The sequence below is a fragment of the Martinezella tropici genome, from assembly GCF_008370325.1.
GTDB lineage: Bacteria > Pseudomonadota > Alphaproteobacteria > Rhizobiales > Rhizobiaceae > Rhizobium > Rhizobium tropici_B.
Genome location: NZ_VNIP01000015.1, coordinates 1 through 22307, shown reverse-complemented (window position 1 = coordinate 22307; position 22307 = coordinate 1). Strand labels below are relative to the sequence as shown.

Here is a 22307-nt window from a genome sequence, read left to right as displayed (position 1 = left end):
ATCGGCCCGACGCCGCCGCTGCCTATCGCAAATCGGGAGTCTGGTCAAACAGGCGCTTGTGAGCGCTGATGGCGTAGGTGTCGGTCATGCCGGCCAGATAGTCGCCGACATGCCTTGCCTTGGGGGCGATCGCAAGCCCGGCGATATGATCGACCCAATAGTGGCTCTGCATCTCTTTGGGATTTTCCATATAGGCGTGGAAGAGGTCCGTTACGATCTGCGCCGCGCCGGCACGGATTCGCATGATGTCGGGATGGCGATAGATGCGCTTGAACAGCATCTGCTTGATCAGCTTGTCGGTTTCCGCCATGTCAGGCGAAAAGGTCGCGACGACGCGGCCGGCGGCCCGGATGTCGGCGACATTGCCCGGCTTGATTTCGGCAAGTGCCCGCTGCGACACCGCAATGACATCCTCGACCATGCGGGTGATCTGGCGGCGCATGATTTCGTGCGTGAAGCGGCTCGGCTCCAGATGCGGATAGCGCGCCCTCACCTCGGCCATCAGCCCCGCGAGAAACGGCACTTCCTCCAGCATATCGAAAGTCAGATAGCCGGAACGCAGGCCGTCGTCGATGTCATGCGTGTTATAGGCGATGTCATCGGCGATCGCAGCAACCTGTGCTTCGAGGCTGGCGAAGGACGCGATTTCGAGATCGTGGATCTCGCAATAGTCGAGGATCGGCTGCGGCACCGGCCCGCGAATACCCTTGCCGTCGGGCGTCATTAACGGGCCATTGTGCTTGACCAGGCCTTCGAGCGTTTCCCAGGTGAGATTGAGCCCATCGAAATCGGCATAGCGGCGCTCGAGCTTGGTAACGATGCGCAGCGACTGCGCGTTGTGATCGAAGCCGCCATAGGGCAGCAGCATCTCGTGCAGCGCATCCTCGCCGGTGTGGCCGAAAGGCGTGTGGCCGAAATCGTGAACCAGCGCCACACCTTCCGCGAGGTCTTCATCGAGTTTCAAAGCACGTGCCAAGGCGCGCGCGATCTGCGCCACCTCGATCGTATGGGTCAGCCGGGTGCGGTAATGGTCGCCGTCCTGGGCGATAAAGACCTGCGTCTTGTGCTTTAAACGCCGAAAAGCTGTCGCATGGACGATCCGGTCGCGATCGCGCTGGAATTCGGAGCGCGTCGGGCTCAAGCCCTCGTCGTAGAGCCTTCCGCGCGATGCCCAGGGGTCCGTCGCATAGACCGCCTTATCACCATATCCAAAACCCAATGCATGCGTATCGATCGTCATTATCAATCCATTCCGGCATTTGGCCCCCGCACAATAACAGATGCGAAGGTCGTTTCATCATACCCTGCCACGGCGTTGCCTGCAGATCGGAATATACTATCCCATCGCGAAGCGGTGACCCATTGACGCCGCATTGCGGCCTTCATACCTATAGACAAGAAAACAGCAAAAAGGTGCGTGGCTCAACCACGAAACCAGAGCTGTCGCCGGCCTGACTTTCATGATAAAGGCTATGGATATCAGCCGTTTGAAAGTTCGACGGCCTATTTGGTTCTCTCCGGATCTTGACCCCGGCAGGAGGAAGGCATGACTGAGACTAACGTTACTCTATCGGACGCCGCGGCGAAGCGAATCGCTGCGATCGTCGGCGCGGAAGCCGGCAAACGTGCGCTTCGCGTCGCCGTCGAAGGCGGCGGATGTTCGGGTTTTTCCTATAAATTCGATCTCGTCGAAGGCCCGGAAGATGATGATATCGTTGTCGAAAGGGACAACGCCACCGTGCTGATCGACCAGTTGTCGCTGGTCTATATGGCCGGTTCCGAGATCGATTTCGTAGACAACCTGCTCGGCCAGTCCTTCCAGATCAAGAATCCGAATGCGGTCGCAAGCTGCGGCTGCGGCACGAGCTTCTCGATCTGAGGCTTTCTCTTTTCCACAGCTTGATCGCCGGCCGGGAGCCATCGCTCCGGGCCGGTTTTCATATGGGCTGTAGTCAAGCCCGTCGGCGGCGGATACAACAGGGCGAAGCAAAGGAATGAGCTACCCATGAAAATCGCCACTTGGAACATTAACGGTGTCAAAGCGCGTATCGAAAACCTCTGCCAGTGGCTGAAGGATTCGAGCCCGGACATCGTCTGTCTGCAGGAGATCAAGACGGTCGACGAAGGCTTTCCACGGTTGGAGGTGGAGGCGCTCGGCTATCATGTCGAGACGCACGGGCAGAAGGGCTTCAATGGTGTCGCCATCCTCTCAAAGATCAAGCCGGATGAGGTGACACGGGGGCTGCCCGGCGGCGACGGCGATGAACAGTCCCGCTTCATGGAAGCGGTATTTTCCGTGCCAGGGCACGGCGCCCTGCGCGTCTGCTGCCTCTATCTGCCGAACGGCAATCCGGTCGATACCGAGAAATATCCCTACAAGCTCGCCTGGATGGAGCGCCTGCGGAAGTTCGCGTCGGATCGCCTCGCACTCGAGGAGCCTCTCGTGCTTGCCGGCGATTACAATGTCATTCCGGAGCCGCATGATTGCTTCGATCCGAAGGTCTGGGAAAGCGATGCGCTATTCCTGCCGCAGACGCGCCAGTCCTTCCGTCAGCTCGAACATCTCGGCTTTATCGATGCCGTGCGAGCGACGACGGATGCGGTGAAGCTTTACTCATTCTGGGATTACCAGGCCGGCGCCTGGCCGAAGAACAACGGCATCCGGATCGATCACCTGATGCTCTCGCCGGAAGCTGCCGATCGGCTGACGGCGACGGCAATCGAAAAGCATGTGCGCGCCTGGGAAAAGCCTTCCGACCATGTCCCGGTGATCGCGCATCTCGATTTCGCCAACTAAACGTTGGTCCGAAACAAAACGGTTCGGCTGCAGGCGCGGTGCTTCAAGCGGTAGCCGCGCGGTAAAGACCGGCAATCAATCGGAGCCGGCGACGTCAAGCTGATGAGCCATGGAGACCGCCACGCGACGGTCGTTCTCATTGGCAACAGAAAATGCCTGCTCCTGCAGGTCTTCCATCCAGCTGCAGTCCTTTGGCTTGCACTTGTCCAGTGCCGCCGTCATGAAGGCAAGCCCCCGGATGGATTGACCTTCCTGGAACAGGATATTGCCGAAGACGGCCATGGCACCCGGATGGCCGCTCTTGCGTGCCTGGTTCAGCCATTTCTTGGCCTGCTGGACATTGGTGGCGCCGCCCTCGCCCGTCAGCATCATCTGCGCGAGCTGGAATTGCGCTTCGGGAACGCCGAAGGTGGATGCAACCTGGAAATAAAGCTGGCGGGACTGATTGAGATCGATCTTGACCGGGCTGTTGGCAATACCGGTCTTGTAGTAGCTGGCAAGCGCCAGCAGCGCGTTGATAAAGAAGCCGGTATCTTCAGAGCCAGGCTCCACGCCTTGCTGGGCGATCTCGCTATAGATCTTGAAAGCTTCGAAATCGTTCTGCGTCACACCATCACCATCGGCATACATGTTGGCTAGAGCCCAGCGCGAGCCCGTATGGCCCTTTTCGGCGGCATAACGATAGGCTTCGACCGCTTCTTCCTTCTGCCCGTTCTTGTAGGCCTTGAAGCCAAACTTGAAGAGATCGAACGGACCCGATTCCTTGGTGACACCGGCAGTGATATCGAATGCCTTGGCTTGACCCGCCAGCGCCACTGCCGTGGCAAGGGACAGGCTGAGCATCATGACTCTCGCTGATATGAACTCGGACTTAAACATAACAGTCGATTTCTTTCGCTCCATTCGGGCCTGTCACGGCGCTTGCATGAACGCCGTCAGATTCGCGAATGTTTTCCCTGATGGCGCATGAGACTGGATCATCCTTTGCAAAGACGGTTCCCATGGCATTCAACCGAGGCTGTTTGCCACAATTGCGAGCATAACTTGCAATTATGTCCAAACCAGCATTCGTGCGGCCGTTATCGTATCCCATCGCCGAACCCGCGCTCTCATTCGCTTGCCGAGGAGTGAGATCGACCGTCGTCAGGCTGAGGGCTTCCCTTGGCGGACAAAGACTTTTCTCCTGCATCGGAAGCATCACGGCCCCGATCCCGGATTGTTGCTTATGCCAAAGTGGAAGTTCACCCATCGATCGTTTACGCACTTTCTACGAGGCCAACCCCTGTGCCCACGTAATCGCTGCTCCCCATTTGTGGCGGGAAATGGACAAATTGTAATCTGATCACGTGGCTGCAATGTCTTGAAATAGAGTGTTGCTAATTCGTCACAAAGATTTGACCGACCTTGTAACTTCCTTAACCATAAATCCGGCAAAGAGGCTGGTTTGGCGCTTCGATCCATCCAAGCAGGGCAAAGAAAAAGCCGCGGGACTTGTATAAGCCCGCGACCTTATCGATGTTATGAGATGATAGACGATAAGTTCGTCAATCCAATGACTTATCGTCAGAAGCTGACTTTCACCGACGTCTGAAGAGCGGCGACCAAGTCATTGCCGAAGCTGTAGCTCGCATCATCGCCATAGACGATGCCGCCGCGGGTGACCGGTCCGGATTTGCCTGATGTCATAAGGCCAAGCGCGCCGCCGAAATTGAACTGAACGTGCTCAGTCGCCTTGTAGGCAACACCTGCGCCGAGTGTCCAAGTGTCGGAGTTCATGCCGTAGCCGTCGCTCGTACCACGATCCCAGCTCAAGCTGACGGCGCCGCTCCATTTGTCATTGAACTTGTGTCCGATACCGCCCGTAATGGTCCAGCCGTCGCGATATAGAAGGTCAAGCGAGGTCAGTTGCGTCGGGCCGCCGGTCCGGCAGGCGACGCTACGGGTCGAGGTCGGGCAAAGGGCGATGCTTTGCAGGATGCTCCAATTCGTCCATTTGACCGAGCCGAAGGCCAGCCAGTCCGGCGCGATGCCGCTCTGCACTTTCCACTCCAGCGAGTCCGGGGCCTCGGCCGAGCCGAAGACGGAAGTGGCCGAGCCGAAGAACGGCCGAATCGGCGGCAGTTCGGTCAGATCGACGCTGCCCTTGAGATTGTCGTACTTGACCCGGCTGTTGTAGACGAGGCTCGTGCGGAAGGCATATTCCGGGATTTCATAGGCCACGCCGGCGCGCCAGCCCCAGCCGTGACCGTCCACATCAAGCGAGCCGACGCCGTCATAGACGGAGGAAAGCGGAGCTGGGATGGCCGAGACCAGGCGTGATTTGAAACCGCTGACCTCCTGGTAGAAACCGCCGCCGATGATGCGAAATTCGCCCGGGCCTGCATCGAATTTGTACGAGCAGGTCGCCCCATAATTGTTCGTGCGGACCTTGACCTCGATTTCGTTGTTGGCACCGGCCCAGTTCTGGCCCTCGTTGAGATGCCCGCCGAATGGCTGGGAATAATCGGCCATGCAGTCGATGTTGTCAGTGATGCCGATCTTGAAGGCGGCATAGGGCATTGCATAATTTTCCGAAGCATCGGTCGAGTGGCTTCGGTTATTGAGATTGCCGTCGCTCGGATCGGTGTCTTTCGCGTTCTTCAACTTGCGGTCGGGCATGACATAGGTAACGCCGGACTCGAAGACATAACGACCCTTGTCGAAGAGCAAGTCGATGTCATAACCGGAACGGTCGAGACCGCCCGCAAAGGCCGCGCTCGCAAAAGACGTACCGATGATGAGTGAAACTGCGCCCCTCAACGCAATAGAAAATGCCATTGTAACTCCCCCACGTGTGCATTCGCTTTTTCGATTGTTGCGACGATCACTTGAATTGGCAATGCGTCCTACAAGGGCCGAAACTCGGTAAAAGAGTGATTGATTTACGTAAGAAAACGAACCATGCCGCACAAAAAATGTGCGATTAGGTAAATTTTTTCTTTTTAATGTCATTTTTTCCCCTGCTTAGATTTTTATTCTTCGCGGCAACAATTCTGTTACAATATGACAACAGCTCTGCTTTTCACGAATGCTGAGCAGATTTCCATGTAATATGTTTTGCCTGTGTGAAACTGGCGGTGGATCAGGGCGCACAGCTTCGGTTGATCGACATCGAATCAAAGAAACAAGAAAGGCACGTGACGTAAGCCGCGTGCCTCTCACCAAATCTGAAAGCATGTCGCGCAAGGCGCGCAGCCATTTTGCGATTACGACATGCGCAGGACCAAGAACTTAGAGCGGATCTGAAAGATCGCGATACGCTTCTGTTCTCTCTTTCTCAGCTCGCTTCGCTGACCCGCGCCAGTGCCACCTTCAGGCTCGCCTGTTGCCCTTCGAGTTCACCGAGGCGCTCGCGCTCGGCGGCGACCACATCCGGATTCGCGTTCGCAACGAACTTCTCGTTCGAAAGCTTACCGTTGATGCGCGCGATCTCCTGGTCGTTCTTGGCGATCGCCTTGTCGAGACGCGCCTTTTCGGCCGAGAGATCGATGAGGCTGCCGAGCGGCAGGCAGATGGTCGCCTCGCCGACAACGATCTGTGCAGCACCCTTCGGCGCGGTATCGGCAAGCGAGACCGCTTCCACACGCGCTAACCGCTTGATGGCGGCGTCGTGACGGAACAGGCGCTCCCGAGTCAGGCTGTTCGCATCGACGACGACGAGCGGGGCGATCGCTGCCGGCGGCACGTTCATTTCCGAGCGCACCGAACGAATGCCGGAAACAAGGTCGATCAGCCAGTTGATTTCATCGGCGGCAACATCGTCCGCATAGGAAGGCGCCGGCCAATCGGCGTGGCAGATCAGGCCCTCGCGCTCATTGCCCTCGCCCGCCGTATGCGCCCAAAGCTCTTCAGTCATGAAGGGCATGAACGGATGCAGCAGCTTGTAGGTCTCTTCGAGAACGTAAGCAGCGCAGGACTGCGCTTCCGCCTTGGCGTTCTCGTCATCACCATTAAAGATCGGCTTCAGCAGCTCGAGGTACCAGTCGCAGAACTGGTTCCAGATGAAGCGATAGAGCGCGCTTGCCGCATCGTTGAAGCGGAAGCTTTCCAGCGCCTCGGTAACGTCGCGCTCGGCACGCGCCAATTCGGTCAAGATCCAGCGATTGACGGTGAGCTCGGCGGCTTCCGGCACGAAATGCGGATCGCTCTTGGCGCCGTTCATCTCGGCAAAGCGCGTCGCATTCCAGAGCTTGGTGCCGAAGTTGCGATAGCCGGCGATACGGGCCGGATCGAGCTTCACGTCGCGACCCTGCGCCGCCATGATCGCCAACGTGAAACGCAGCGAGTCGGCGCCGTACTGGTCGATTAGTTCCAGCGGATCGATGACGTTGCCCTTGGACTTCGACATCTTCTGCCCGTTCTTGTCGCGCACCAGGGCGTGGACATAGACCGTGCTGAACGGCTCGACAGGCTCGCCGTTCTCATCCTTCATGAAATGCAGGCCCATCATCATCATGCGGGCAACCCAGAAGAAGATGATGTCGAAGCCGGTGACGAGGACATTCGTCGGATAGTAGCGCGCCAGTTCCGGCGTCTCATCCGGCCAGCCGAGCGTCGAGAACGGCCAGAGCGCGGACGAGAACCAGGTATCGAGCACGTCTTCGTCGCGCGTCAGGATTTCGCCCGGCTTGAAATTCTCCAGCAGGTCCTCGACATAGGCCTTCATCGGCCCCTCATGCGAGAGATAATGCTGGATCGCCGCCTGCAGCGCCTCTTCTTCGGTCTTTTCGACGAAGACCTGGCCATCCGGTCCATACCAGGCGGGGATCTGATGACCCCACCAGAGCTGGCGGGAAACGCACCACGGCTGGATGTTTTCCATCCAGTCGTAATAGGTCTTGTCCCAGCTCTTCGGAACGAGCTTGGTGCGGCCATCGCGGACGGAGGCGATCGCCGGCTCGGCGAGCGTCTTGGCGTCGACATACCACTGCTCGGTCAGGCGCGGCTCGATCGGTACGCCGCCGCGATCGCCGTGCGGAACCATATGCTTGTGCGGCTCGATCTTATCCAGCAATTCGGATTCTTCGAGAATGCGGACGATGATCTTGCGCGCCTCGAAACGGTCCTTGCCCTCCAGCTCATCCCAAGCGCCGTGCAGCGCGGCGGGGTGATCAAGACCTTCGAGGAAGTCCTCGTTGTCCTTGATAGTGATGGTGGCTTCCGGGGTCAGAATGTTGACGACGCGCAGACCGCGGCGCTTGCCGACGTCAAAGTCGTTGAAATCATGCGCGGGCGTCATCTTGACCGCGCCCGTGCCAGCCGTCGGATCCGGATATTCGTCAGCGACGATCGGGATGCGGCGACCGACGATCGGCAGGATGACGTGCTTGCCGATGACCGACTTGTAGCGCTCGTCGCTCGGATTGACCGCGACACCGGTATCGCCGAGCATTGTCTCGGGACGGGTGGTGGCGACGACGAGATAGTCGCGCGTTTCCCACTCCGTCGGCTTGCCCTCGTCATCGAAGGCAACCGGATGCTGATAGGTAACGCCCGGCTCCAGCGGATAGCGCAGGTACCAGAGATTGCCGTTGACCTCGTGCTGCTCGACCTCGATATCCGAAATCGCGGTCAGCATCTTCGGATCCCAGTTGACCAGCCGCTTGTCGCGATAGATCAGGCCTTCCTTATAGAGCGTGACGAAGACTTCGAGAACGGCCTTCGACAGCCCCTCGTCCATGGTGAAGCGTTCGCGCGACCAGTCGCAGGAGGCACCGAGGCGCTTGAGCTGGTTGAAGATCAAGCCGCCCGATTCCGCCTTCCATTCCCAGACTTTCTCGATGAAGGTCTCGCGGCCCATCTTGTGACGATCCGGCTGCTGGCGTTCGGCGAGACGACGCTCGACAACCATCTGCGTGGCGATGCCGGCATGGTCCATGCCGGGCTGCCAGAGAACGTCCCTGCCGCGCATGCGCTCGAACCGCACCATGATATCCTGCAGCGTGTTGTTCAGCGCATGGCCCATGTGCAGCGAGCCCGTCACGTTCGGCGGCGGAATGACGATGGTGAAGGTTTCCGCGCCCGGCTTGGCGTTCGCACCGGCGCGAAAGGCGTCGGCTTCATCCCATTTTTGGGCGATCTTCGGTTCGACGGCGGCGGAATCATATGTTTTGTCGAGCATTTTATGACCGGATCTTGAGGATTGGATGATGCGGGTTGTAAATAGGATGGCTGTGGGCAAGTCAATAAAAAAGCCGCCCCGGAACCCGGAGCGGCGGATCGGTTACCCGAAGCTCAGGCTATCAGCGACGCGGGCCGCGGGCCACTCTTTCGATTTCCTCACGCACGAGGCGCTCCACAAGGGTCGGCAGATTGTCGTCGAGCCATTCCTGCAGCATGGGCCGCAGCATCTCCTGAGCCAGCTCATCGAGGGAGCGGCGCGGGCCGCCGTCAACGATGGCGGCCAGCTCTTCAAACGAACGGGTAACCTGCGCGCCGGCTGCTTCTGACATCAGCGGTGATGCAGACACGAGCTGGGCCGGCGGCAAGGACGCTTCCATCTCCGCCGCAACGGTTGCGGTCGGCTCCGGAGCCTCGAAAACCGGTGCTTCGGCAGGCGTGGCTGCCTGAGGCGCGGCCATTTGGGGCGCGGCGACGTCTACCGTCGGATGCAAGTCCTCCATTTCGGACTCGCCCCCAACGTCTGCCGCAGCCTGCGTAGCCAGTGGAGCTGCCGGCGCTGCGATATCGGTAATGGCATGCCGCAACGGCACATCGGCGATCGGCTCGACATGGACTTCGGCAAGACGCGCGGCCATGGCCGGCGGCAATTCACGCGGCTGCGGGGGCTCGCGCCCGGCATTCAGCAACGCGGCGGCATTGCGCTCGGAAGCGGCGCGCACACGCGCTGCGACATCCGCCAGCGATAGGCCACGACCGGCACCATCCGGTTCGGCAACGGGCATTTGCGAATTTGCGGCGATGAAACGCGGGTCCTGCTCCGCGGCGCGGGCGCGATCCGCGGCAGCGAACTCTTCATCCACGGTCAACGGAATATCGTCGTCGCGCATGTTGGAAGCGGCAAGATGAGGGGAAGAAATCGGCTTGGCGCCCACAGGTTCGTTGCTTTCGATAATCCTGCGGATCGATGCCAGGATCTCTTCCATGGACGGTTCACGCACTACATTTGGCTGAGCCATATTCATCCCCGTTTTCCATATTCAACGACCGGAAACACGCCGACGCGGCACCCGAATCAGGGCCACCCTAGATGACTGCCCTCGGGAAAAAAATCACCGTCAAAGCACTAAACCCGGTGATGCACAGTTTTGTTACGACCACGACGAATCGCTTCGCTGCCTGCGATTCTGCCACAGGCGGCGGCAATAAAAAACAGGCGCCCGGAGGCGCCTGTCGCAAGCTGGATCATCAGACCGTTCTGAAAATCAGAATACGAATTCCTTGGCTTTGGCAAAGCCCGGCAGCGGCTTGATCGATGCGTTGAAAAAGACGTTTTCCGAGAAGACGCCGCGTTCGCGCATGAAAACGGTGGCGCGGGCCGCATGGCCATAACCGATGACCGTGATCAGGCGGCCGTCTTCGCCGAGCTGGTCGAGCAGTCCCTGCGGCAGCTGCTCGATCGAGCCATCGATGAAAATCACGTCATAGGGGGCATTGCCGGTGTGGCCCTTTTCGAGATCGCCGGTGACGACCGTGACATTGTCATAGCCGAGTGCGGCGATATTGGCCTTGGCCTGAGCGGCAAGCTCCTCATCACTTTCGAGGGCGACCACCTTTTCGGCAAGCAGCGACAGGATGGCGGCGACATATCCGGTACCGCAGCCGACATCGAGAACCTTGTCTTGCTTGGTGATGACGCCAAGCTGCAGGAGTTTTGCCAATGGCGATGCCTCCATGAGAAAGCGGGCCGGCTTGCCGGCCGTAGCGGCGGCGATCTCGATGTCGTTGTCGATATAAGCCAGGAGCTTCGACTTCTCCGGCACGAAATTCTCGCGCGGTACCGTCAAAAAGGCATTCAACACGGAATGGGAGGTGACATCCGTCGTCCGGATCTGGTTCTCGACCATCTTCACGCGCGCTGCTTCGAAATCCATCTTGTCCTCTTGCGCCCTTCATGCCCGAACGGGCCTGCTCTGCTTTCTGTTATGCGTGTCTTAATCGCCTGACGTCACGCTTTCAAGGCATTGCGGCAACCGGGGCGGAGATTCATGGCCGGGCGTCGCCCACGCACAACAATCGGCGCCTTGAAATACGGATCCGAACTTCTCGACAAAGCCCGTTACCGACGACATCGCGCAATTCGCCGCGCCTCGGATCGGAGCATCCGTTAGCAAAATGTTAACTTCGCAGGACCACGCTTCGTAACCTGGAACCGCCCGAGTGTGGTCACAGATCAACCTTCCGGCCCGAAGCCCTTCGGGTTAAGACTAAATTCGAATAGAAGGTGACTGGGATGCCTGTCTCTCTCGTTCTTTTCGTTGCAACCTCGTTGCCGCTCGTGGTCTTCCTGGCTGCCAGTCTTTCTTCCATGATGTAGGTTTCCGAATGAGGCTTTCGCTCTCCCTCGCAGCGCTTCTCCTTCTCCTGCCCCAGGCCGCGTTGAGCGAGGAAGCGCCGCGGGAGGCGACGCCCATCATCGGACACGTCGTGACCGGCAAACAGCTCGACGAATGGTGCGAAGAAGATCGCACGCTTGCCTCGGTCTATATACAGGGCATTCTCGACGAAGCGCAGCGGACGAAAAACCTGACGATCCGCGCCACCAAGCAGACGCCGAAGAACTCGTCCCGCTATGAGCGCTATCTCCAGCAATTCGTCGGCGCCTTCTGTCTGCCGCCCGATCTCAGCAACGCAAAGGCAACCGCGATCGCCTGCAAGTGGATGGCGGAACACTCATGGCAGCTCGAACGACCTGCCAGCTCGCTGATTGCACGCGCTTATAAATTCGCCTTTCCATGCCTTGAGGAATAGGCATTCCTGATGGCTGTGGCGGCGGCTTTGAACTCCCGTATAAGCAATTGAACCCTGGCAAAGATCCCGCTCCCTGCATATGGACCCGTGGAACAATGCTTTTGCTTGGCCCACGCCACTGGGCCGCGCCACATCCCGTTCCTGTTGACAATTAATAAGGTAAACTTATAATTAGGGCGCTGAATTTGATTGACCTCTAGTCCAGCAAAAGGCGGCCCAGTTTTTTCCCTAGACTGGACCGCTTTTGCTTTTCCGGACGCGATGATCGCCACAACACTCAGTTGAGCTTCACGAGGCTATCGTCGCCAAGTCTGCAAAAATACCATCTCCTCTGTACCTTAAGCGTCATTGCAGTTTCGAATGCGACGCTGCGACGGGGGAATGTCCATGGAATTACCGAGGTCGCAGTGGTCTACGCTGATGTCGTGCGAGCGCAAAAAGCTCACTCGGCTGATAATGAAGATGTTGCTGCCAATCTTTGGAGCTCTAACGCTGCTTGGCGTCGCGTTGCTTATTCTGACGACATAATCCGAACAGGTTGCCGCTAACATGCGCCGCAGTCCAAGACGACGGTCTGGATAGCTGTGCCCGCCGAACGACCGGCAAATGGATCGCGTCAGGCAGTTCAAAGGGCACGACCCGAGGCAAAGAAGGCTAAAGCGGCAACAAACTGCCACACCTTCAAATAGGCGAGCCGAATTCAATGGTCTATCGATATTGAAGGGAAGGATGGAGGCCTCGCCCGGAATCGAACCGGGGTGCAAGGATTTGCAGTCCTCTGCGTAACCACTCCGCCACGAGGCCATCCGAAAACAATTTGCGTTGTGGTGGCGCGGATTTAGAATGATCCAAAGAAAACCGCAAGAGGCAATTTCTGAAAAATGTCCTCTTCGATTTCTAAAACTGCGCCTTCCCGCGCAACCGGCTTTACCCGTCGCATTGCGGACCTTAAACAACCATCCCGCGATTTCAAGCAAGACCTCGAGAATTCCGATATGCTCCTGCTGCGACCAGCCAGACCCGACGATACCGCGCGTAACTATGAGATATGGCGGACATCCGTCGACGCTACCCATCATTTCCTTGATCCCGCGGACCGCGAGGCGATCGCCAGGATGGTCATGGAAGACTATCTGCCGAACGCGGAATTCACCGTCGCGGTGGACAATGATGACCTGCCGCACGGCTTTCTGGGAGTGACCGGAAACAACATCGATTCGCTTTTCGTCCATGCCGATAGCAGAGGCATGGGCCTTGGGCGCTTGCTTCTCGATGGCTTCCGCATGGGCAAAGATGTCGTCACAGTCGATGTGAACGAGCAGAATTCCGCCGCGACGGGTTTCTACGAACGGCTTGGCTTTGTGGTAACGGGGCGCGCGGAACTGGACGATCAGGGACGCCCCTACCCGATCCTTCATATGCGGTGGCAGAAAGCGGCATAGTCGGAATGGTGCAAGCTGCCCTCGCAAGAGCCTTGTCCCGAAGCAACCTCACCGCCAGTCCATTCAGGTAGGTTATAGGTACCTACGGTAGATGCTAGAATCAGTACTACCGGTTTGGATGCCACCCCCGAACCGGACAGTGCCGCGTCCGACGAGAATACGCCCCCAGTAATGTCGTCGGACGCACCACCGTCAGGACGGCTCAGGAAACGCCTTTCTCCGATTTCTTTCTTGGGAGAATCATTTCGGCAATCGCGGCTCAAAGCCTCGATTTTGTAAGAGGCCATAGCGATCACCCATAGTCGATCGGCCGGAATCGGTGCGCGGCATGACGATGATCATACGACGGCAGCCCTCCTTTCTGCATCCGCCGCTCGCATATTCCCTTCGCCCGAACCCAATTCCAGCCGTTTCCGCGCTCAAAAGGCAGAAGTCGTGCTGACGAGATCAAAAGCGGCCGCGGTCGGTCGCGGCTAACGAATTGCGTCATTTTTGCAACAATGCCCACTTTCAAGTAGGGCACATATAGTTCGTAACTCTTAGTATCTTGCCAAATCAGCGAAGCAGGTCCACGAAATAGTTCGTGAAGCTTATTACTTCGCACCTACTGAATAGGGAACATGAACGGGATGAGGTTGGGCACGTCGTTTTTCGGCGCGATATCTCATGCCCAATCAAGAAAGATTGGAGTTACTATGAACATCAAGAGCCTTCTTCTCGGCTCCGCTGCTGCGCTCGCAGCAGTTTCCGGTGCTCACGCGGCCGACGCCATTGTTGCCGCTGAGCCGGAGCCGCTCGAATACGTCCGCATCTGCGACGCCTACGGTGCCGGCTACTTCTTCATTCCGGGCACGGAAACCTGCCTCAAGATCGGCGGCAAGGTTCGTACCGAAGGTGAATGGTACAATGCTTACAACCGCGCCAGCCACCAAGGTACATTGTGGCACACTCGCGCCGAGCTGAACGTCGACACCGCGACCGACACCGAATACGGTCCGCTGAAGACCGAAACCATCGTTCGTTGGGACTGGAACGACGGCGGCTCCACCTCCACCAACCTGCTGTGGTCCTATATCAGCCTCGGCGGTTTCACGGTTGGTAAGAAGGACTCCCAGTACAACCTTTATATCGGATACGCCGGCGACGTCATCAACGATGACGTGATCTATGACGGTCCGTATGAGCTCAACCAGTTGACCTATGAATACGATGCGGGCAACGGCTTCTCGGCAGTGATCTCGCTCGAAGACAGCAACTCCAGCGGTTCTGGCGCGTCCTACGGCGCAAGCTGGTGGACGGACGACAAGGCCAATCACTATGCTCCCGACGTTGTCGCCGGTGCTGGCTTCAAGTCCGGTGCATGGGGCTTCAAGGTCGTCGGCGGCTATGACTCGATCGTCGAAGAAGGTGCCATCAAGGCTCGTATCGATGCCGACTTCGGTGCATTCACAGCCTTCTTGATGGGCGGCTGGAACACAGACGGCGACAAGCTCAACAAGTATGCCGGTACCAACCAGGACGTCTCCGCCTGCACGGCGCCGAACGGCACCGTCAATGCATCGAAGTGCGGCTGGGGTGACTGGGCTGTTTGGGGCGGCGTTGGCGTTCCGTTCAACGACAAACTGAAGTGGAACCTGCAGCTTGCCTATTCCGACTCGAAGATCTTCGAAGCAACCACGAACCTGAAGTTCAATCCGGTCAAGAACCTGCTGGTCGAGCCCGAATTGACTTACGTTCACTATGACTATGCCCACGACGATACCGTTTCAGGCATCCTGCGCTTCGAACGCAACTTCTGACCTGATCTGACTTGACCTCCGATCAGAGAAGGAAGGGGTCCGGCTTTCCCTGCCGGCCCCCTTTTTGACGGCAATTCCTGGAAATTGCAGAGCCACCCTGCGATCGGAACGCGTGTTACAAGGCTTCCCGATCAACCGGAGAGGGGAACCTTGTCGTCACCGTGGCGTTTAGCGCTGAAAGGGACGTGGCTGAATATAGGAGTTACCGCCTTGAAACATCTCGCTTCAATCGCCTTGACCGCTGCGCTTGCCGTGGGTTCCGTATTGTCGACTGCCCTGCCCGCCGCGTCTACCTCGCTTGGCAGCTCATCGACCGCTTCGAACGTCATTCTGGTGCAGGAACGCGGAACACGCAGATATCCGGATTACGACCGCCGGCCTTATTGGCGCGATCGCGATCATGATCGCCGTCATTGGCGGGAGCGCCGCTGGGAACGGAGTCATTGGGACGACAGATGGCGGAGGGATGACAGATGGCGGGACGACCGTCGCTATTACCATCGGCGCCCTGGCGGCGTAATATTCGAGATTCGACCCTGATATTCCCGACATTGCCGCCGACTATGGCGTTATGTTCCCCGCTTGTTCGCCAAACCCGAACGAAGCGTGATTGACACCCCTCACATCACAGCAAAAGAAAAACGGCCGCTACCTGAGATACCGGTAGCGGCCGACTTGTTTTCAGAAGGGAACTTGCGCCAGTTCCGACTGTCTACCGCTCAGCGGCAGACGCGTACCCTGCGGACGACCCAGCGGCCATGAACCTTGTGTCTCACCTTCTTCATATAGCAATGATGATGATAATGATGACGGTGATAGTGGCGATGATGCATCGGAGCGGCCTCGGACGGCACGCTGAAGGTGAAGACCGATGCCAGAGCTACTGCGGAAGCAAGAAACAAGTTTTTCATGTCGAACCTCTAAAGCATTGGGGACTATGCTGCGCGGATCGCGCATGGATGTTCACGCGCCATATTGCATCGACGGCATGAACATGTTCTCACGCTTACGAGAGCAACCATACCTTGAACTATTTTTTTCAGAAATACCACATATATCCGCAGGAAGGCTCCCGGTCATGTCGGCTGGAGATTGCCGGCGTATCTTATTGGCACATTCTCATTAGCCCGCTACCATTCGCACTGTCCGGGCAAGTCGAGTGCGGCGCAAGTTATTGTTATTGCGGCGCAAAAACCGCGAATGATGTGCGCGCCGACTTTCACCTGATCGCAGAGCGGATGGGCAGGAGGCGCCGGACGCGCTCATCGCGAAGATAAAGTCCGCCCCACGCCATGACTCCCAGAAGCAAACTGATAAGTTGTGGCGGCGAGCCGATTTCTCCAAGGCGGAAATGCGTGCAGATCGCGCCGCCGAGAAAGCCCGTCATCAGGATTGCGCCGAGTACGGCGGTGCGCGGAATAGCGTAAAGAACCGCGCAGACGAGGATGATCAGCCCCACTGCTCCCGCCTGATTGGCCGGAAACCCGGTTGCGATCATCTCCGCCGTAAGCGTGGCGGGCGAAAACAAGTTGACGGCGGCGTCGGCCGCAAAGATAAGGGTCACGATCACCGTGAGCGCCCATCCCGCCCACGAAATGCGATGCGTATCCGCCTTCTCAGCGACTGCATTCTCCGCCATGCCAGATCTCCCCTGTCCCCTTGCGGTCCCAGTCAGTCCAATGAGCGCGGCGATCCTGCCACGACTTGGAAAGGCTGGCAATGAGAACGGTTTTCCGGTGAGATCTGGATGAAAGGCAAAAGGTCGAGAAATAACCGGCGCGAAGCATGTGCAATAAAACTGCCAAACTGCGCTGCTAAAGCTTTGCTCGTTTGGAGGCCAGCCAAATCCATCTGCACGAGGCGATGACCATCGGTCAGCGAAACGGCGGCGCTACCGCCACTATCTCTCTATTGCAATGTTTGTAGAAGAAAGTGGCTCCCCGGGCCGGATTCGAACCGGCGACCTGTCGATTAACAGTCGAATGCTCTACCGCTGAGCTACCAGGGAATGCGCTTGGCGCGGTGTGAGTGGGCTTCTACAAATGCTTTCTCGATTTGCCAAGCGGTTTTTTCAAAAAAATCGAATTCTCTTGCATTATTTCCCCGCCTCACCATTTCCTGTGGATGACCGATCAAAGCCAAACGACCGAAAATGCCGATCGAAATGGCCGGAAAACCCGCCGTTTCGGCATTGATCCCTCAACGCGCGAGCTTGTTTTCGGCTCCGTGAGAATTCCCCTGCCGCGCTCGCGCCTTGCCCGCCTGGGTGTGGGAGTGGCCCTCATCTTCGGCGGCCTGCTCGGCTTCCTGCCGGTACTCGGCTTCTGGATGCTGCCCTTGGGCTTCATCGTGCTCTCGCACGATATGCCCATGGTTCGCCGCTGGCGGCGTCGCTTCGCCGTCTGGTGGGCCAAGAAGCGCCGTCCGGCGAACTAGTCGCTCCCCGCAGCGACCGCGCGGGCTGGATTGCCGACAACGGTCGCACCGGCTGCGACATCCCTGGTCACGACCGCGCCCGCGCCGATGATTGCGCCATCGCCGATCGTCACACCCCCGACAAGGATCGCACCGCCGCCGATCCACACGCTGCTGCCGACTGTGACCGGCCGCGCGATTTCGATACCCGCACCGCGCAGCTCGCGATCCTTATGGTGCTCAGCGCAATAGATATGGACGCCCGGCCCCAGCATGCTGCCATCGCCGATGCGGACGCTGCCGCTGTCGAGAATGGTGCAGCCGGCATTCATATAGACCCGCCGGCCGAGCGAGATGTTGATGCCATAAGAGCAATGGAACGGCGCCTCGATGAAAACATTCTCGCCGGCATCGGCAAAGAGCGCAGCGAGAGCCGGTCCGAGGTTGCCGCGCTCGACAGGCGACATCGTATTGTGCTGATGCACAGCCTCCCGGGCCTGCCAGCGCAAACCGTCGAGTTCGGGATCGAAGCAGCAATACCATTCCCCCGCCGCCATCTTCTCTCGCTCGCTAAGATCCATCGCTCCCTTCCTCCCATGCTTTTCCGGATTCGCCTCGAAGCGATGATGCATCACCACTCGGTTAGGCAGCAAGCAGGCCAACCATTGGCTCGCGAACGTGCGACGAGCCCAACGCGAACCAGCTAATATTGCACGCTTTGATTAGCATTGACTCAAATGCTTGATCGTTCAAAGATCGTCTACCCGAAATCCCTGATTTCGGCCGGAAACGCGGGATTCTTGGCCTCAACAAACTGTCACACAGCTTGTCTATAACGCCGCTACCGCGGACTTGCGCAAGGCCACCGGTTCCGAGCTTTCAAAAAGGAAATAGGGATTATGTCGAAACTTAAAAATTACATTTCGGCCGCTGCTGCCGGCGTTATGAGCGTAGCGCTGGCTTTGCCTGCTGCTGCTGCTCCGACCAAGTTCGATTTCTGGTTTGGCCTGTCAGGCGATCTTCAGCGCGTCGTTGAGACGCTCTGCAAGAACTTCAACGATTCCCAGAAGGATTACGAAGTCTCCTGCGTCAGCCAGGGCAATTACGACGCCGCTCTGCAGAATACCATTGCCGCCTTTCGCGCCGGCAAGCAGCCGACGATCGTCCAGGTCTATGACGTCGGCACCGCGACCATGATGCTTTCGGGCGCCTACTACCCGGTCAGCAAGCTGATGTCCGAAAACGGCTACAAGGTTAAGTGGGACGACTATTTCCCGGGTATCGCCCGCTACTACGCCACCTCCAAGGGCGAACTGCTCTCCTTCCCGTTCAACTCTTCGACCGCCCTGCTCTACTGGAACAAGGACGCCTTCGCCAAGATCGGCAAGACTGCCGCTCCGAAGACTTGGGAAGAAGCTGCCGACGACATGAAGGCGCTCAAGGGCGCCGGCTATGATTGCCCGATGGCGATCAACATCTCCGGCAACGAAAGCTGGCAGCTGATGGAGCAGTTCTCTGCCATCCACGATCAGCCGGTCGCCACGAAGAACAACGGCTATGACGGCCTCGACGCCCGCCTGACCGTCAACAAGACGAAGTTCGTCAAATACGTGACCGACCTCAAGAGCTGGTACGACCAGGGCCTCGTCAAGATCAAGTCCAAGGACCTCGGCCAGGACATGGTTCAGGCCTTCGCCGCCGGCGACTGCCAGATGATCATGACCTCGGTCGGCGACCACGGTACGGTCGGCAAGACGCAGAAGGCCGGAATGAACTGGGATGTCGCCGAGCTTCCGGTCTACGCCGGCACCGAGCGCAAGAATTCGCTCGTCGGCGGCGCGTCGCTCTGGGTTCTCTCCGGCAAGTCCGCTGACGAATACAAGGGTGCTGCGGCGTTCCTCGACTTCATCGGCAAGCCCGAAACCGCTCTGTTCTGGTCCACCAACACCGGCTACATCCCAGTCAGGAAGTCCGGCTTCGACTTCATGAAGTCCTCCGGTTTCTATGATAAGGCTCCCTATAAGGGCCGCGAAGTCGCCATCGCCAGCCTGACCGCTTCCGAGCCGACCCCGATCACCCGCGGCGTTCGCCTTGGCAGTTTCACGCAGATCCGCGCTGAGTTCGGCAACCAGATGCAGGCCATCTTCGCCAACAAGGTCAGCGTCCAGGAAGGCATCGACAACCTCGTCAAGAACGGCGATGCCGTTCTCGACCGCTTCGAAGCCACCTACAAGGGCAAGCAGCTGCCGTAAGCGGCACAGCCTCGTGACAGCAGCGTCCGCCGGGTTCTCCCGGCGGACGTTCGTTATCAGAGCAAGCGCGACATCAGGCCCCCAAGCCGGAAGAGACAATGGAAAAGCGTATAACTTTCAGCAAATGGAGCGTCGGCATCCTGTTCGCGGTGCCGCAGCTGCTCCTCATCTTCACCTTTTTCTATTGGCCGGCAGGTCAGGCGGTGTTCTGGTCGCTGACGCTGCAGCAGCCTTGGGGCGGCGGCAACATCTGGGTTGGCCTCGATAACTTCAAATCCATTCTTGCCAATTCCGATTACTGGAACTCGGTCACGATCAGCATCACTTTCGCGGCCATCAGCACCGGTATTTCCATGGGAGTCGGGCTCATATTTGCAGCCCTGACCGATCGGCAATTGCGCGGTTCGAAAATCTACCGCGTGGTACTGATCTGGCCATACGGCATCGCGGCTCCCGCATCAGCAATGGCTTTCCGTTTCATCCTGGCGCCGGAAGCGGGCCTCATCGCCGTCGTCAATCAGTGGTGGCCGGGAATCTGGGACCCGGGCCTCGACGGCAACGCCGCCATGGCCAGCATCATCGCCGCGTTCTCGTGGAAGTATATCGCCTATAGCTTTATCTTCTTCCTTGCAGCTTTCCAGGCCATTCCGCGCTCGCTAATCGAGGCGGCTGCGATGGACGGCTCCAGCGTGCTGCGGCGCTTCTGGGATATCCAGTTCCCGCTGATAACGCCGACGATCTTCTTCCTATTGGTCATCAACATCACCGAGAGCTTCCAGGATTCCTTCGCTATCATCGACGTCATGACATCAGGGGGTCCGCACAACTCGACCAACCTTATGGTCTACAAGATCTATTCCGACGGCTTCAAAGGCCTCGATTTTTCCGGCGCGGCGGCGCAGAGCATCATTCTGATGCTTCTGATCATCGTGCTCACCATTTTCCAGTTCCGCTTCATCGAGCGGCGCGTGCATTACGGTTGAGGCTGACATGGTCGAGCGCACACCCATTCTTAATTTCTTCACCCATCTGATTCTGTTCATCGGCTTCGTGGTGGCAATGGGACCGATCGCCATCGTCGCGATCGCCGCATCCCATAATATCGCCGACGTCAACAAGGTGCCGATGTCGCTGATCCCCGGCTCGGACTTCTGGGTCAACGTGAAGACGGCCTGGACCACCGCCAATCTCGGCCCCAAGCTGCTGAACAGTCTGATCTTTGCGGGAGGCGTCGCGGTAGGAAAGGTGATCATTTCGGCGATCACCGCCTTCTCATTGGTCTATTTCCGCTATCCGGGCCGCACCATCCTCTTCTGGCTGATCTTCATAACGCTGATGCTGCCGCTCGAAGTGCGTATTGTTCCAACCTATGCGGTCATAGCGAACGTCCTGTCGCCCTACCAGGGACTACTCGACATCACCGGCATCAGCTGGCTCGTCGAGAAGCTTACTGGCGTTCAGGTCGCGCTGAACCTCGGGCTGCTTAACTCCTCAATCGGCTTGATCCTGCCGCTGGTCGCAACGGCGACAGGTACTTTCCTCTACCGTCAGTTCTTCCTGACGATACCGGACGAGCTGACCGAGGCCGCCCGCATGGACGGTGCAGGAGCATTGCGCTTCTTCATCGACATCCTGCTGCCGCTGTCGCGCACCAATATGGCGGCACTCGGCACCATCATGTTCCTCTGGGCCTGGAATCAGTATCTGTGGCCGCTGCTTGTCACCACCGAGCCGGCGCACATGACTGCCGTGACGGAGCTCAAGCAGCTCATCCCGAACTTCGGGGGCCTTCCGGAATGGCATATCGCCATGGCCGGCACGCTGATCGTCATGCTGCCGCCGCTTGCCGTCGTCGTACTGATGCAACGCTGGTTCGTTCGCGGCCTGATCGCCACCGAGAAGTGATCGGTTTATCTGCCGCGTCGAACCTACCGGCGCGGCAGTCCTTTTCGTGATCGAGCATCGATCTGCATCCTGCCGGCACTTCCATATGGCCGCCGGCTTCTCTCCAGGAATACATCATAATCAGTTGCGGCATCGGAGATCGTTCCGATGCTTCGCTATGCTGGCGTTTGCATCGCCGTAGACGGCTACAGCAGGAATAGCTCTCTGTTGGAGCAATCACTTGGCGGCAAGCAACCGCCAAGCGAACGCGCCGCAAATAAAAAGCCCGGAAGTCGGGAAAGACTTCCGGGCGCACTTGCTGAAAAGTTATGTCTGAAATCAGCTTGCCAGCACCTTCAGCGGCGTGACGGAGGCAACAGCGTCGAGCCGTAATCCGGTATCCTGGGCGAAGAGATGGGTGTGCTGCTGCGGCAGCTCCAGCGCGACCGACTGACCGGTCTGACCGGTCGTATGGTCGGCAACGGCGACTGCAAAGCTCGAACCGTTGATATCGCAATGGATGACGCGGCCGGCGCCGAGTTCTTCGACGAAATCGACCGTTGCCGGGATGGCACCCGGCGTGCCTGCGGGGACGAGGCGCGCATGCTCGGGACGGACGCCGAGTGCGACCGGCTGGCCGGCATGGCGCTTGCCGATATTGGCGTCGATGGCGATCGGAATGCCATCGAAGATGAATTGTTCGCCATTGGCAGCGAAGGTGCCTTCCAGGAAATTCATGGCCGGCGAG

20 protein-coding genes and 2 tRNA genes are annotated in these 22307 nt (G+C 58.3%); 9 read left to right on the top strand and 13 right to left on the bottom strand.

Annotated elements, in window-relative coordinates:
• Positions 1-22 precede the first annotated feature (22 nt).
• Positions 23-1240 carry a deoxyguanosinetriphosphate triphosphohydrolase gene (locus FP026_RS26355; protein WP_149637540.1) on the bottom strand — a complete coding sequence of 406 codons (1218 nt, stop codon included), beginning with the start codon at positions 1238-1240 and terminating at the stop codon, positions 23-25.
• A 306-nt stretch (positions 1241-1546) separates the two neighbouring features.
• Between FP026_RS26355 and erpA the strand changes: the two genes are divergently transcribed.
• Together erpA and xth are read left to right on the top strand one after the other, a co-directional pair.
• Positions 1547-1879, top strand: a complete 333-nt coding sequence (gene erpA / locus FP026_RS26350; protein ID WP_149637539.1) for an iron-sulfur cluster insertion protein ErpA — start codon at positions 1547-1549, stop codon at positions 1877-1879.
• Positions 1880-2005: 126 nt separating this feature from the next.
• Entirely contained in the window at positions 2006-2797 is a 792-nt protein-coding gene (xth, locus tag FP026_RS26345) for an exodeoxyribonuclease III (protein WP_112340961.1), read from the top strand.
• A gap of 75 nt (positions 2798-2872) precedes the next feature.
• On the opposite strand, the gene exoR is transcribed toward xth, so the two are convergent.
• From exoR to FP026_RS26320, 6 genes are all read right to left on the bottom strand, one after another.
• Positions 2873-3676, bottom strand: coding sequence for an exopolysaccharide production regulator ExoR (gene exoR, locus FP026_RS26340; protein ID WP_149637538.1), 804 nt, complete (start codon positions 3674-3676; stop codon positions 2873-2875).
• On the bottom strand, positions 3669-4046 hold the full coding sequence (locus FP026_RS30370) for a hypothetical protein (protein WP_188112702.1): 378 nt from the start codon (positions 4044-4046) through the stop codon (positions 3669-3671). Before FP026_RS30370 ends, exoR begins: the two co-directional genes overlap by 8 nt.
• 314 nt (positions 4047-4360) lie before the next feature.
• Positions 4361-5614 (bottom strand): OmpP1/FadL family transporter, encoded by a 1254-nt coding sequence (locus FP026_RS26335; RefSeq protein WP_149637537.1) that lies wholly within the window; start codon positions 5612-5614, stop codon positions 4361-4363.
• 499 nt (positions 5615-6113) lie between these two features.
• Complete coding sequence (locus tag FP026_RS26330; protein WP_149637536.1) at positions 6114-8957, bottom strand: valine--tRNA ligase; 2844 nt, start codon at positions 8955-8957, stop codon at positions 6114-6116.
• Between the two features lie 121 nt (positions 8958-9078).
• Positions 9079-9981 carry a PopZ family protein gene (locus tag FP026_RS26325; RefSeq protein WP_149637535.1) on the bottom strand — a complete coding sequence of 301 codons (903 nt, stop codon included), beginning with the start codon at positions 9979-9981 and terminating at the stop codon, positions 9079-9081.
• Between the two features lie 240 nt (positions 9982-10221).
• Positions 10222-10890, bottom strand: coding sequence for a protein-L-isoaspartate O-methyltransferase family protein (locus tag FP026_RS26320; protein ID WP_149637534.1), 669 nt, complete (start codon positions 10888-10890; stop codon positions 10222-10224).
• Between the two features lie 451 nt (positions 10891-11341).
• Between FP026_RS26320 and FP026_RS26315 the strand changes: the two genes are divergently transcribed.
• Positions 11342-11767, top strand: coding sequence for a Rap1a/Tai family immunity protein (locus FP026_RS26315; RefSeq protein WP_149637533.1), 426 nt, complete (start codon positions 11342-11344; stop codon positions 11765-11767).
• Positions 11768-12497: 730 nt separating this feature from the next.
• On the opposite strand, the gene FP026_RS26310 is transcribed toward FP026_RS26315, so the two are convergent.
• A tRNA-Cys gene (locus FP026_RS26310) sits at positions 12498-12571 on the bottom strand.
• 191 nt (positions 12572-12762) lie between these two features.
• On the opposite strand from FP026_RS26310, the gene FP026_RS26305 reads away from it, so the two are divergent.
• Both FP026_RS26305 and FP026_RS26300 read left to right on the top strand, forming a co-directional pair.
• The gene (locus FP026_RS26305) at positions 12763-13209 is read left to right on the top strand and encodes an acetyltransferase (protein WP_149637532.1); all 447 of its coding nucleotides are present in this window, start codon (positions 12763-12765) and stop codon (positions 13207-13209) included.
• Between the two features lie 695 nt (positions 13210-13904).
• Positions 13905-15008, top strand: a complete 1104-nt coding sequence (locus tag FP026_RS26300) for a porin (protein ID WP_149637531.1) — start codon at positions 13905-13907, stop codon at positions 15006-15008.
• Positions 15009-15727: 719 nt separating this feature from the next.
• On the opposite strand, the gene FP026_RS26290 is transcribed toward FP026_RS26300, so the two are convergent.
• From FP026_RS26290 to FP026_RS26280, 3 genes are all read right to left on the bottom strand, one after another.
• Entirely contained in the window at positions 15728-15919 is a 192-nt protein-coding gene (locus FP026_RS26290) for a hypothetical protein (RefSeq protein ID WP_149637529.1), read from the bottom strand.
• Positions 15920-16227: 308 nt separating this feature from the next.
• Positions 16228-16647, bottom strand: coding sequence for a DoxX family protein (locus FP026_RS26285; protein WP_149637528.1), 420 nt, complete (start codon positions 16645-16647; stop codon positions 16228-16230).
• Between the two features lie 294 nt (positions 16648-16941).
• A tRNA-Asn gene (locus FP026_RS26280) sits at positions 16942-17016 on the bottom strand.
• A gap of 116 nt (positions 17017-17132) precedes the next feature.
• Here FP026_RS26280 and FP026_RS26275 point away from each other — a divergent pair.
• Positions 17133-17444: a hypothetical protein gene (locus tag FP026_RS26275; protein WP_149637527.1), complete on the top strand. Its 312-nt coding sequence runs from the start codon at positions 17133-17135 to the stop codon at positions 17442-17444.
• Here the strand turns inward: FP026_RS26275 and FP026_RS26270 are convergent.
• Positions 17441-18004: a sugar O-acetyltransferase gene (locus FP026_RS26270; protein WP_149637526.1), complete on the bottom strand. Its 564-nt coding sequence runs from the start codon at positions 18002-18004 to the stop codon at positions 17441-17443. The two genes, FP026_RS26275 and FP026_RS26270, sit on opposite strands and share 4 nt — an antisense overlap.
• A 318-nt stretch (positions 18005-18322) precedes the next feature.
• Between FP026_RS26270 and FP026_RS26265 the strand changes: the two genes are divergently transcribed.
• The 3 genes from FP026_RS26265 (at position 18323) to FP026_RS26255 (ending at position 21580) form a co-directional block, all read left to right on the top strand.
• Positions 18323-19675, top strand: a complete 1353-nt coding sequence (locus tag FP026_RS26265) for an extracellular solute-binding protein (RefSeq protein WP_149637525.1) — start codon at positions 18323-18325, stop codon at positions 19673-19675.
• 98 nt (positions 19676-19773) lie between these two features.
• Entirely contained in the window at positions 19774-20658 is an 885-nt protein-coding gene (locus FP026_RS26260) for a carbohydrate ABC transporter permease (protein WP_149637524.1), read from the top strand.
• 7 nt (positions 20659-20665) lie between these two features.
• Complete coding sequence (locus FP026_RS26255; RefSeq protein WP_149637523.1) at positions 20666-21580, top strand: ABC transporter permease subunit; 915 nt, start codon at positions 20666-20668, stop codon at positions 21578-21580.
• A 318-nt stretch (positions 21581-21898) separates the two neighbouring features.
• Here the strand turns inward: FP026_RS26255 and FP026_RS26250 are convergent.
• Positions 21899-22307: TOBE domain-containing protein (locus FP026_RS26250; RefSeq protein ID WP_149637522.1), on the bottom strand; the 409-nt coding region annotated here is incomplete at its 5' end.

What these genes read in the sequence shown, in the direction of transcription:
- FP026_RS26355 (WP_149637540.1), bottom strand. Translation starts at nt 1,240, where the DNA reads ATGACGATCGATACGCATGCATTGGGTTTTGGATATGGTGATAAGGCG.
- erpA (WP_149637539.1), top strand. Translation starts at nt 1,547, where the DNA reads ATGACTGAGACTAACGTTACTCTATCGGACGCCGCGGCGAAGCGAATC.
- xth (WP_112340961.1), top strand. Translation starts at nt 2,006, where the DNA reads ATGAAAATCGCCACTTGGAACATTAACGGTGTCAAAGCGCGTATCGAA.
- exoR (WP_149637538.1), bottom strand. Translation starts at nt 3,676, where the DNA reads ATGTTTAAGTCCGAGTTCATATCAGCGAGAGTCATGATGCTCAGCCTG.
- FP026_RS30370 (WP_188112702.1), bottom strand. Translation starts at nt 4,046, where the DNA reads ATGGGTGAACTTCCACTTTGGCATAAGCAACAATCCGGGATCGGGGCC.
- FP026_RS26335 (WP_149637537.1), bottom strand. Translation starts at nt 5,614, where the DNA reads ATGGCATTTTCTATTGCGTTGAGGGGCGCAGTTTCACTCATCATCGGT.
- FP026_RS26330 (WP_149637536.1), bottom strand. Translation starts at nt 8,957, where the DNA reads ATGCTCGACAAAACATATGATTCCGCCGCCGTCGAACCGAAGATCGCC.
- FP026_RS26325 (WP_149637535.1), bottom strand. Translation starts at nt 9,981, where the DNA reads ATGAATATGGCTCAGCCAAATGTAGTGCGTGAACCGTCCATGGAAGAG.
- FP026_RS26320 (WP_149637534.1), bottom strand. Translation starts at nt 10,890, where the DNA reads ATGGATTTCGAAGCAGCGCGCGTGAAGATGGTCGAGAACCAGATCCGG.
- FP026_RS26315 (WP_149637533.1), top strand. Translation starts at nt 11,342, where the DNA reads ATGAGGCTTTCGCTCTCCCTCGCAGCGCTTCTCCTTCTCCTGCCCCAG.
- FP026_RS26305 (WP_149637532.1), top strand. Translation starts at nt 12,763, where the DNA reads ATGCTCCTGCTGCGACCAGCCAGACCCGACGATACCGCGCGTAACTAT.
- FP026_RS26300 (WP_149637531.1), top strand. Translation starts at nt 13,905, where the DNA reads ATGAACATCAAGAGCCTTCTTCTCGGCTCCGCTGCTGCGCTCGCAGCA.
- FP026_RS26290 (WP_149637529.1), bottom strand. Translation starts at nt 15,919, where the DNA reads ATGAAAAACTTGTTTCTTGCTTCCGCAGTAGCTCTGGCATCGGTCTTC.
- FP026_RS26285 (WP_149637528.1), bottom strand. Translation starts at nt 16,647, where the DNA reads ATGGCGGAGAATGCAGTCGCTGAGAAGGCGGATACGCATCGCATTTCG.
- FP026_RS26275 (WP_149637527.1), top strand. Translation starts at nt 17,133, where the DNA reads ATGACCGATCAAAGCCAAACGACCGAAAATGCCGATCGAAATGGCCGG.
- FP026_RS26270 (WP_149637526.1), bottom strand. Translation starts at nt 18,004, where the DNA reads ATGGATCTTAGCGAGCGAGAGAAGATGGCGGCGGGGGAATGGTATTGC.
- FP026_RS26265 (WP_149637525.1), top strand. Translation starts at nt 18,323, where the DNA reads ATGTCGAAACTTAAAAATTACATTTCGGCCGCTGCTGCCGGCGTTATG.
- FP026_RS26260 (WP_149637524.1), top strand. Translation starts at nt 19,774, where the DNA reads ATGGAAAAGCGTATAACTTTCAGCAAATGGAGCGTCGGCATCCTGTTC.
- FP026_RS26255 (WP_149637523.1), top strand. Translation starts at nt 20,666, where the DNA reads ATGGTCGAGCGCACACCCATTCTTAATTTCTTCACCCATCTGATTCTG.